A 10,262-nucleotide genomic window follows, 5' to 3' on the forward strand; every position below is an offset into this window, starting at 1 on the left:
CCCTCCTCCGCGGGGGGCCCGCCGGCCACCATAGTGCGGTGACACGATCCTGAGTAGGCCCCCCGCGCGGGGGGCCTACTCAGGATCGTGTCACCGCTGGGCGCAACGGCGTCACCGGGGTGAACCTCCTCGGAGCCGGCCGACCTCACGGCGTGACCGTACGAGGCAGCAAGTGTTGTCGCCGATCGCCCTGTCGACATAGGAGCTGTGCAGAGCACGGCCCTCGCGAACGGCAGCGGGTCCGCACACTCGGGCGCTCCCGGCAGCGCCAGCGGTGCGGTGGCAGATCCGGCGGCCGAGGCCCCACGTCCTCAGGAGACTCCGGTCGATGGACGGCCGACTTCCCCCGGCAGCACGGCAGATGCGGCGCCTCAGGGAAGCCGGAACGGCCTCGCCGCTACGGGCGCCGAACTGTGGCCGGCCGCTGCCGGAATGCTTCTCCTCCTCGCCGGATGCCTCCTCCTGTGCAGCCGTCGACGTAGGCCCGGCCGGCACCGCTGAAAACCGACTCCTCCAGTCGGCCTCTCCACTGCCGGCTGGAGGAGCCAAGCGAAGACCTGCACCCGCCGCGGCCACAAGCTGCCCGGCGAGATGCCGCTACGCCGTGAGCCAGACCGCCTGATCCGGTGCCAGCAGACCGTCTTCGACGGCTCCGCTGGCCAGTAGCACCGAAGTACGGGCGGGAAGCCGGTAGGGCTCGGCCGAGAGATTGATCGCACACACGAAGCCGGGAGCGCGGCTGAAGGCGAGGACACCATCGGGGGTGTCCAGCCACGTCAGCGTGCCGTCGCCCAGCGCGGGGTGCTCGCGCCGCAGGCTCAGGGCCGTGCGATACAACTCGAGCATCGATGTCTCGTCACCGCTCTGTGCCCCCACGCTGCGCTCTGCCCAGTCCGCGGGCTGAGGCAGCCAGGGGTCTGCCGAGGCGTCGCCGGGGCTGAAGCCGTAGGGTGCGCTGCTCCCGGACCAGGGAATGGGCACCCGGCATCCGTCTCGCCCGCGCTCGGTGCGGCCGGAGCGCTCCCAGATGGGGTCCTGGAGAGCATTTTCGGGAAGGTCCTCGACCTCGGGCAGGCCGAGTTCCTCGCCCTGGTAGACGTAGGCGCCGCCCGGCAGCGCGAGCATCAGCAGGGTGGCGGCACGGGCCCGACGGGTGCCCAGTTCGAGGTTCAGATCACCATGGGGGCGGTAGGGCTCGTTGGCGACCCATCGCTTGACGGTGCCGCGGCCGTAGCGGCTGGGGTGGCGTACGACGTCATGGTTGGAGAGCACCCAGGTGGCCGGTGCGCCGACCGTGCCCAGTACCGCGAGTGAGTCGTCGATGACCGACCGGAGGTCCTTGGAATCCCAGCTCGTCATCAGAAAATGGAAGTTGAATGCGGTGTGCAGCCCGTCCTCGCGGACGTAGGCGGCGAGCCGTTCGGGGGTCGCGGGCCAGGCCTCGGCGACGAAGGTCCGTTCTCCGGGGTATTCGTCGGCGACACGGCGCCACGCGCGGAAGATGTCGTGCACCTCGTCGCGGTCCCAGTGCGGGTGACCGGCGTCCTCCGGATCCCCCTGGCTTGTGAGGTCCGGCAGATCGGGGTGCTTGACCAGGCCGTGGGCGACGTCGATACGGAAACCGTCCACGCCCCGGCTGAACCAGAACCGCAGAATGTCCTCGAATTCCGCCTGAACTTCGAGGTGTTGCCAGTTCAGGTCGGGCTGCTGCGGTGCGAACAGGTGCAGATACCACTCGCCGTCGGGCAGGCGGGTCCACGCGGAGCCGCCGAACACCGACATCCAGTCGTTGGGCGGTTCCGCGCCGTCGGGTCCGCGGCCGGGCCGGAAGACGTAGCGCTCGCGCTCCGGACCGCCGGGACCGGCCGCCAGGGCCGCCTGGAACCAGACGTGCTGGTCGGAGGTGTGATTGGGAACGATGTCGGGGATGACCCGGATGCCGTATCGATGCGCCTCCTCGATGAGCTCCTCCGCCTCGGCCACGGTGCCGAACAACGGGTCGATCTCACGAAAGTCCGCCACGTCGTAACCATGGTCGGCCATCGGCGACTTGTACCACGGATTGATCCAGATGGCGTCCACACCGAGGGACTTGAGGTAGGGAAGGCGGGAGCGGATGCCGGCGATGTCACCGACCCCGTCGCCGTTCCCGTCGGCGAAGCTGCGTATGTAGACCTGGTAGATGACGGCGCTGCGCCACCACGGCTTGCTGGTGGAAGACATACTGCTGCGATGCTCCTTCGGGGACAGGAAGCAGGGGAGGACGAGGGAGAGGGGGCGACCGGGCGCTCGATCTACTTCGCGGCGCCGGCGGTGAGTCCGGCGACTATGCGCCGCTGAAATATGAGAACCATGACCACCAGCGGAATCGTGACCAGGACGCCCGCCGCCATCTGACTTCCGAAGGGGGTCTCGTACGTCGTGGCGCCGGTGAATTTGGAGATGATGACCGGTGCGGTCTGCATGTCGGGCCGGTTGGTCATCGACAGGGCGATGAGGAACTCGTTCCACGCGGTGATGAAGGTGATGATGGCCGTGGTGAAGAGGCCGGGCGCGGCGAGCGGAACGATGACCTTGCGAAATGCCTGCCCGCGGGTGCAGCCGTCCACCATGGCGGCGTGCTCCAACTCGTCGGGCATCTGGCGGAAGAAGGTCGTCAGATTCCACACCGCCAACGGCAGGGCGAACGACATGCTCGGGACGATCATCGCCTGGTACGTGTTGATCCAGCCGATGTCGGTAAACAGCTTCAGCAGCGGAACCACGATCGACACCACCGGGAACATCGACGTGGCGATGATCAGTGTGAGCACGAGCCGCTTGAACCGGAACTCCAGCCGGGCCATCGCGTACGCGGTGAACGTGGCCAGCAGCAGCGCCAGTGCTGTCGTGACGCAGGCGACGACCAGGCTGTTGAGCAGGGCGCGCCCGAACCCTTGGGACGGGTCGAACACCGCACGATAGTTGGCGAACGACACCGGAGAGGGAAACAGGGAGATCTCGAAGATGTCGGACGAACGCCGCAGACTCGAGACGACCATCCAGTAGAACGGGGCCAGGCAATAGGCCACCACGACGGCCACTCCCACATACGGCAGCCAGGCACGCCATTTCATCGACTTCGTCATGATGTCGTCACCGCCTTGCGCGCTTCACAAAGACGCTTGCGCCGTCTTCCGCCACGTCGGTTGGTGTCGCCCTCGCCGACCACATCCGCCCCCAACAGGCGCACGAAGCCGAGCGCGATGAGGAAGACGTAGAGGAAGAGGATGACGGAGTAGGCGGCCGCGGGGCCGAAGCGCACGTTAGAGGCTTCGTTCTGCGCAAGCATCGAGAGGGTCTCCACCGAACTCTTCTGCGCTCCGATGAGGATGTAGGGCAGGTCGAACATCCGCAAGGCGTCCAGGCAGCGGAACAGCACCGCCACCAGCAACGCCGGTTTCACCAGCGGCAATGTGATGTGCCAGAACCGCCCCACCGCGCTCGCCCCGTCGATCCGGGCAGCCTCGTAGATCTCCTTGCCGATCACCTGAAGGCCGGCAAGGACGAGCAGCCCGATGAACGGCGCGGTCTTCCACACCTCGGCGACGACGACCGCGGCCTTTGCGTGAAAGCCCTCCGTCGTCCACAGGATTTGGTGGCCGATCAAAGCGTTGGCGGCGCCGTTGCTGTTGAAGATCCACCGCCACAGCAGGCCGGAGATCGCGGTCGGCACCGCCCACGGGATCAGGATGCTGGCCCGCACCAGGGCGCGGCCCCGGAACGCCCGGTGCATGATCAGGGCCATCGCCACACCGATCAGCGTCTCCAGCGCCACGGTGACGACGGTGAACGACGTCGTGTTCCAGAAGGCGTTCCAGAACCGCTCGCCGGACGCGCCGAGGATGTCGGCGTAGTTGCGCAGCCCCACGAAAGGCTCGGTGTCGCTGACAAAGCCGGTCGCCGGGTCCAGACCCTTCGCTCCGTACAGCGATTGGCGCAGTGCCATGACGGTCGGATACAGGACGACGATCGCCAGGACCAGCAGTGTCGGGGAGACCAGCAGCGCCGCCATGCGCCCGGAGTCGGCGGTCGCCCGGGCCCCTCCGGGCCGGCGTGCCGCCGGCCCGGGGGGCTGCTCGTGGTGGGAGCCGGCTCCACTGCCGCGCTGTCGTGCGGCCGTGCCGGGCCCCGTACCGGTGTCGGTCATGCGCCCGGTCTCACTGTTCCGCGGACTTCTGCAGGTCCGCCTGCAGGTCCTTGAGTGCCTGCGCGCTGCTCTTGCTGCCGGTCAGCGCGGCGTAAGCCGCCTGCTGGATCGACGAGGTCACATCGCCGTACTGCACGACCCGCGGACGGGGTGCGGCCCGCTCGATGGACGCCTTCAGGATGGGCAGGTACGGATACTGCTTGGTCAGCGCCGGGTCGTCGTACAGAGAGGCGTACGGCGGGGCGAGGGAGGCCTCCTTGAGGAAGACGCCCGCGTTCTGCTCGTTGGTGAAGAACTTCATGAAGTCGACGGCGGTGGCCTTGTTCTTGGCGAAGGCCGACAGTGCCAGGTTGTGACCGCCGAGGCTGGACGAGCCGGGTCCGTCGAGACCGGGCAGCGGCGCCACCGCGTATTTGCCCGCCACTTCGCTCTTCTGCGCCAGGGAGTACACGTAGGGCCAGTTACGCAGGAAGATCAGCTTTCCGGACTGGAACGCCTGACGGCCATCCTCCTCCTGGTAGGTGACCGCCTCCTTCGGGATCGTGCCGTCCTTGACGGAGTCGACGAGGAAGTCCAGCCCCTTCTTCGCCTCGGGAGTGTCGACGTCGGGCTTGCCGTTCGCGTCTGTGACCACGCCGCCCGCCGAGTTCACCGCCTCGGAGAAGTTGACCGTGAGACCTTCGTACTTCTGGAACTGCCCGGCGTAGCAGGACATCTTCTTCGCCTCGGGCAGTTTCTTCACCTTCGCGCAGGCGGACTTCATCTGCGCCCAGGTCGTCGGGGGCTCACCGACGCCGGCCTTCTCCAGCAGATCCGTGCGGTAGTAGAGCATGCCGCCGTCCGAAGCGGCTGGGACCGCGTACAGACCGCCGCGGTACTTGGCGGTCTCCACCACCGGCTCGAGCATGTCCTGCAACGGGTACTGCTTCTCGGGCAGCTTGTCGATCCACTGGTGGGCGGCGAACTCGGAGGTCCACACGACGTCCAGGGAGAGCACCGTGTAGGCGTCGGACTTGGTCTCCGCGTTCTGGATCATCTGCTGCCGCTGCGAGTCCGCGTCCGTCGGCAGCTGGATGAACGTGACCTTCTCCTTCGGGTGCAGCTTGTTCCAGCGGTCGAGAACCGGCTGGACGGTGCCGGAGGTGTCCTTGCCCGCCACGTACGTGATGGGCCCGCGGCCCTCGAAGGACGTGCTCCCTGGGGCCTGCCCCGGGGCGCCGCCGTCGGACGAGCCACAGGCGGTGAGGAGGAGGCCGGCGGCGACGAGCGACGCCGAGCACTGAAGCGCTCGGGTGGAGCGAGGCCTTCCTGCTTCTCCCGGTCGTATGGCGGGCGAGGGCGTTGCGGACGGACGGGTGACCATGAATTCCTCCGTGGATCGGTTGGGTATGTGCGGCTCGGTCCGGGCCCGGAAGGCGTGCCCGTGTGTGGGGGAGAAGGTGGAATCGTCGTGGAGGGACTGGCGGGCGAAGCGGATGCTCAGACGTCCAGTGCGGGTGTGCTGTCGCGGACGACGAGAGATGGCTTCAGCAGCAGCCGCTCCGGCGGTGCGGCCGGGTCGGACATCCGTGCCAGCAGCAGCCGCATGCACTCCCGGCCGACCGCCTCGAGCGGCTGGGCGAGTGTCGTCAGTCCGGGAGAGAGGACGGCGGCCATGGGGGAGTCGTCGAAACCGACCACGGCGACGTCCTGGCCCGGCGCGGCCCCGCGCTCGCGCACCGCGTAGTAGCAGCCGAGCGCGAGTGTGTCGCTGGCAGCCACCACGGCGGTGGCCCCGGCGTCCAGGAGCGGTGTGACTGCGGCGCGCGCCGCCTCGACGTCGTCGGTACTCTGCGCCCTGCGGCCTCGGGTCGGCAGGTTGTGCCTCCGCATGGCCCGCTGCCAGCCTTCGGCGCGGTCGTCCCCGACCCCGGAGCCGCGCGGCCAGCCGAGAAATGCGATCTTGCGATGCCCGCGTGCGATCAGGTGTTCCACCGCGGCGTCGGTGCCGTGGGCACCGTCCACGTCGACCCAGTCGCCGACCTGACGCTTCGACCACATCCGGCCGAAGCCGACGAACGGCACTCCCCGCTCGGCCAGCCAGGCTTGACGTGGGTCGCCTCGCTCGTCGGTGTCACTGAGGACGAAGCCGTCGACGTTGTGCTCGTCGAGCAGTTCCTCGTGACCCTGCACGCTCGCCTGACCTGGCGGTGCGGCGAAAAGCAGGATGCGGTACCCGGCCTCGTCGGCAGCCTCGGACAGTGAGTGCAGGAAGCGGTCCAGGACAGGTGCCGTGTTGCCGGGCGGGCACGGCCGGACCCCGTAGGCGATGAGCTTGCTGGAACGGGTGCGAAGCGTCTGGGCGGCTCTGCTGGGCCGGTAGCCCGTCTCGTCGATCGCACGGCGGACCCTTTCCAGGGTCTCGGGACGCAGACGATCCGGCGAATTCAGCGCGTTGGACACCGTCTGCTGGGAGACCCCGGCCCGGGCGGCGACCACGGCCAGCGTCACGGGACCGCCCTTGGCCGGGGAACTGCGAGGGGAGCGGGGCATCGTGATCTCCGTCGATCGGGCGTACGTGTACAGCACTGGCGGGTCTGGATTTGATCGTTACAAAGACCATTGAAACCGGTGTGAGCTTGTGGTTAGTGTCTTTGGAACGATCGAATGAGGAGAGGTTCTGCTCTGTTGGACGCTACTGTCAAGACCCATGACACCAACGACTCGGTCGTGGAAGCCGGTTCGGCACCTGAGGGACTGCAGCCCTTCCTGCAGGACGCCGTCGTCACCCTGTGCGCGCCGACGTTCGTGATCTCTCGTCCGGACGGACAGCTTCGAGACGGCGCAGACGGCTACTACCACGGCGACATGAGGGCCCTGTCCCGACTGACCGTCACGGTCGAGGGCATCGAACTCGCCCCGGTCGCCGGCGGACTGCGCGGTGCCGACCGGGCACACTTCCGAGCCGTCCTCCGGGGGGTCGGTGAGGTGACGGCCGATCCGGTGGTCGGCCTGCACCGGCGCCGCGCTGTCTCCTCCGGCCACCTGGAGGAGATCCTCGAGGTCAGCAACGCCGGAACACGAGACGTCCGCTTCCGGCTCTCGATCCAGGCGTCCACCGACCTCGCTCCGATGGACCGGGTGAAAGCCGGCCGAACCCTGCGCGACGTTCCCGCCCGGTCGGTGGCGGGCACACTGGTCTGGGTCCGCGACCAGTGCGCCGTCCGGCTCGTCGCCACCCCGGCGCCAGATGAACTGGACGCGCAGGCGGGGCGGTTGTCGTACGACGTCGAACTGGCCCCCGGCCAGTCGTGGAACGCCCGTCTGTCCTGCACGGCCGCGCACGAGGACGGTGACCATTTCCCGTCCGCGCCCGCGCACCACGTGCCCTGGAGCACTCCCCTGGTGCGCAGCGCGGACCACCGCTTCGACCGCTGGCTGGAGCAGTCGGTCGCCGACCTGGAGCGGCTGCGTCTGACCGATCCCCAGACCGGTCGCGAACGCCCTGCCGACCAGTTCCTGGCCGCGGGCGCCCCCTGGTACCTGACCCTCTTCGGGCGGGACGCCATCTGGGCGGCGCGCATGTTGCTGCCGCTGGGCACGGAACTGGCCGCCGGTACCCTGCGCACGCTCGCCCGACGTCAGGGCCGGGCAGTCGACCCCGCCACCGAGGAACAGCCGGGCAAGATACTCCACGAAGTACGACGCACCACACAGCAGTTCACCGAATCCTTCGTGCTGCCCCCCGTCTACTACGGCACGGTGGACGCCACACCCCTGTGGATCACCCTGCTGCACGACGCCTGGCGCTGGGGCATGGCCCCCGACGAAGTCGAGCACCTGCTTCCCCATGCCGAGGCCGCCCTGTCCTGGATGCGTGACCACGGCGACGCGAGTGCCGAGGGGTTCCTCAAGTACGCGGACCACACAGGGCACGGACTGGCCAACCAGGGCTGGAAGGACTCCGACGACGCCATACTCCACCCCGACGGCCGCCGCGCCGAACCGCCGATCGCCCTGTGCGAGGTGCAGGCCTACGCCTACGAGGCGGCGCGGGGCGGAGCGGAGCTGCTGCGGGCGTTCGGGCGTCCCGGCGCGGACGCCTGGGAGGAGTGGGCGGAGCGACTGGCAGATCGGTTCAGACGGCACTTCTGGGTCGAGGACGAGCGCGGCCCGTACCCGGCGGTCGCCCTGGACCGTCACGGCACGCCGGTCGCCTCGGTGACTTCGGGCTTTGGCCACCTGCTCGGCACAGGCCTGCTGAACCGGGAGGAAAGCGCCCTGCTGGCGGCGCGGCTGAGTGCGCCGGACCTCGACTCGGGCCATGGACTACGCACGCTGAGCAGCGAGTCGGCGGGTTACAACCCCTATGCGTACCACCTGGGTTCGATCTGGCCGCACGACACCGCGATCGCCGTCCTCGGACTGGTCAGGGCAGGCTTCCCGGACGCTGCGGCCTCGCTGGCGAGGGGGCTGCTGACCGCGTCGGAGGCCTTCGACGCCCGACTCCCAGAACTGTTCGCCGGCCACGGCAGTGCTGCGGATCCCTACCCCGCCCCCTACCCGGCATCCTGTCGGCCTCAGGCCTGGGCGGCCGCGTCCTCGGTCGTGGTGCTGCGGGCGGGTCTCGGCCTGGACGCGGATGTACCTGGAGGAACAGTCACGGTCGCACCCACTTTCGCCGATGCACCCCTTACCGTCACCGGGCTGCAGGTCGGCGGGGGGCGACTGGACGTCGCTCTGTCGGCCGACGGTGCCGTGAAGGTCACGGCACCGAAGGGACTGCGCGTGGTCACGACCTGACGCCCGTTCCGTCCAGCGAACCCGACCGGGGACTGCACTGCCCTGATGTGCCCGGTCGGCTGTCGGTGTTGCTTGATGTTGCCAGGACGTAGTGCTGGTGCATCGTGCGAGTGGCCGAAGGCCAGTCCGTGATCGAAGCCCGGAAGCGGTACCGGTCCCGGCGGTAGATGGCCACAGTGGGCTCCAGCGGATGTGAGTTCTGGTTGCGAGCGAGCTGAGTGCGGCAGCACCGGCGTGCCGTCGGTGATCTCGAGAAGTCTCCTTTCGTCATCGTGTGGTTGCCGGGCCTCGACGGAATAGTCGGCGAAACGGGGGAGTTGCGGCGGTGCCGCCTGGCGCAACGTGGCGTAGAGGGACGCGGTCGTCATACATGCGCTTGAGCCCGTTTCGATCCTTGCCCGGTCGGGAGCCCTCCCGCCAGGACACCGGCCGTGTCACTGCCTGTCCCGCGGTCATGACCAGCTACTTCACGGTCTGCGCAGGCTCGGGGTACTGCATTCTCGGCGGCCGTCCGGTGCCCACACAGGCGGGCTGAACGGGCCGGGCATCAGCCGGGTGGGCGGTGTGGCGGCCAGAGATCCCCACCGCGTAGGGCAGGTTGCGTTCTTGCAGCCCGTAACGGAAGGCGGCGGCATCCCCGTTCCGGCATCCGCGACGACCAGGGGAACGCCGATGGCCCACGACCGGGTCGGCGATCATGTCCAGAGCCAGCTGCCACTTCTCCACATGCCCCACCTGGGCGGGAATGCCGCAGCGGCCACGGCGGGCGACCTTGACCGCATCCGCCTCGACGTGGTCCGCCGGTTCGACACCCTCCCCGGCACGGCCTCACGAATCTATCGGCTCCCATCCGACCTGCCGCTACCTGAACGGACCATCCGGATCGCGGTCAAGGAGCATGTGTCCAGGCTGGCCGGGGTTCATCCCGGACAGGTCGAGGTGGCGGCCGACCTGTGCTCGGCCTGGGTGGCCGGCGTTCCAGGTGCGGTCTGGCCGGTGCGGGTCGAACGAGACGAGGACGCGATGGTGGTCCGTGGCCTCGCCTCCAGCTGATGTCCCGTCTCCAGGCAGTCCTCGAATGGCTGGTTGTCATGGGAGACACCCGCCCGGTCAGCCGGCGGCGGCCCCGGTGTTCGCAGCCGGTGCGTGAGCACCTGACCCGCGTCCGACACCGGAGGGCGAGCAGTACGACCTGGTGTCGGCGTACGCATGAAAGTGCTCAGCCTGGTACGGACGAACGTGCACCGCTCGCCATGCCGGAACGCAGCCGGTCCGTGGCCCGATGGTCTGG

General features: G+C 68.7%; 8 protein-coding genes. 2 read left to right on the forward strand and 6 right to left on the reverse strand.

The window, feature by feature from the left end:
- Window positions 1-597 precede the first annotated feature (597 nt).
- The 5 genes from ACWCPM_RS34185 to ACWCPM_RS34205 all read right to left on the reverse strand — a co-directional run bounded on the left by ACWCPM_RS34185 (window position 598) and on the right by ACWCPM_RS34205 (window position 6,721).
- The gene (locus tag ACWCPM_RS34185; RefSeq protein WP_450980160.1) at window positions 598-2,223 is read right to left on the reverse strand and encodes a glycoside hydrolase family 13 protein; all 1,626 of its coding nucleotides are present in this window, start codon (window positions 2,221-2,223) and stop codon (window positions 598-600) included.
- A gap of 71 nt (window positions 2,224-2,294) precedes the next feature.
- Window positions 2,295-3,128 (reverse strand): carbohydrate ABC transporter permease, encoded by an 834-nt coding sequence (locus ACWCPM_RS34190; RefSeq protein WP_450980161.1) that lies wholly within the window; start codon window positions 3,126-3,128, stop codon window positions 2,295-2,297.
- Window positions 3,125-4,054 carry a carbohydrate ABC transporter permease gene (locus ACWCPM_RS34195; RefSeq protein WP_450980162.1) on the reverse strand — a complete coding sequence of 310 codons (930 nt, stop codon included), beginning with the start codon at window positions 4,052-4,054 and terminating at the stop codon, window positions 3,125-3,127. Before ACWCPM_RS34195 ends, ACWCPM_RS34190 begins: the two co-directional genes overlap by 4 nt.
- 145 nt (window positions 4,055-4,199) lie before the next feature.
- Window positions 4,200-5,348 carry an ABC transporter substrate-binding protein gene (locus ACWCPM_RS34200; RefSeq protein ID WP_450980163.1) on the reverse strand — a complete coding sequence of 383 codons (1,149 nt, stop codon included), beginning with the start codon at window positions 5,346-5,348 and terminating at the stop codon, window positions 4,200-4,202.
- A 320-nt stretch (window positions 5,349-5,668) separates the two neighbouring features.
- Window positions 5,669-6,721, reverse strand: coding sequence for a LacI family DNA-binding transcriptional regulator (locus ACWCPM_RS34205; protein WP_450980164.1), 1,053 nt, complete (start codon window positions 6,719-6,721; stop codon window positions 5,669-5,671).
- A gap of 135 nt (window positions 6,722-6,856) precedes the next feature.
- On the opposite strand from ACWCPM_RS34205, the gene ACWCPM_RS34210 reads away from it, so the two are divergent.
- Entirely contained in the window at window positions 6,857-8,971 is a 2,115-nt protein-coding gene (locus ACWCPM_RS34210; protein ID WP_450980165.1) for an amylo-alpha-1,6-glucosidase, read from the forward strand.
- A 462-nt stretch (window positions 8,972-9,433) separates the two neighbouring features.
- Here the strand turns inward: ACWCPM_RS34210 and ACWCPM_RS34215 are convergent, their stop codons facing one another.
- Entirely contained in the window at window positions 9,434-9,706 is a 273-nt protein-coding gene (locus ACWCPM_RS34215; protein WP_450980166.1) for a transposase, read from the reverse strand.
- On the opposite strand from ACWCPM_RS34215, the gene ACWCPM_RS34220 reads away from it, so the two are divergent.
- Window positions 9,644-10,024 carry a hypothetical protein gene (locus ACWCPM_RS34220; RefSeq protein ID WP_450980167.1) on the forward strand — a complete coding sequence of 127 codons (381 nt, stop codon included), beginning with the start codon at window positions 9,644-9,646 and terminating at the stop codon, window positions 10,022-10,024. The genes ACWCPM_RS34215 and ACWCPM_RS34220 overlap by 63 nt on opposite strands.
- The last annotated feature ends 238 nt before the right edge of the window (window positions 10,025-10,262 follow it).

The organism is Streptomyces sp. NPDC002309, from assembly GCF_053593375.1.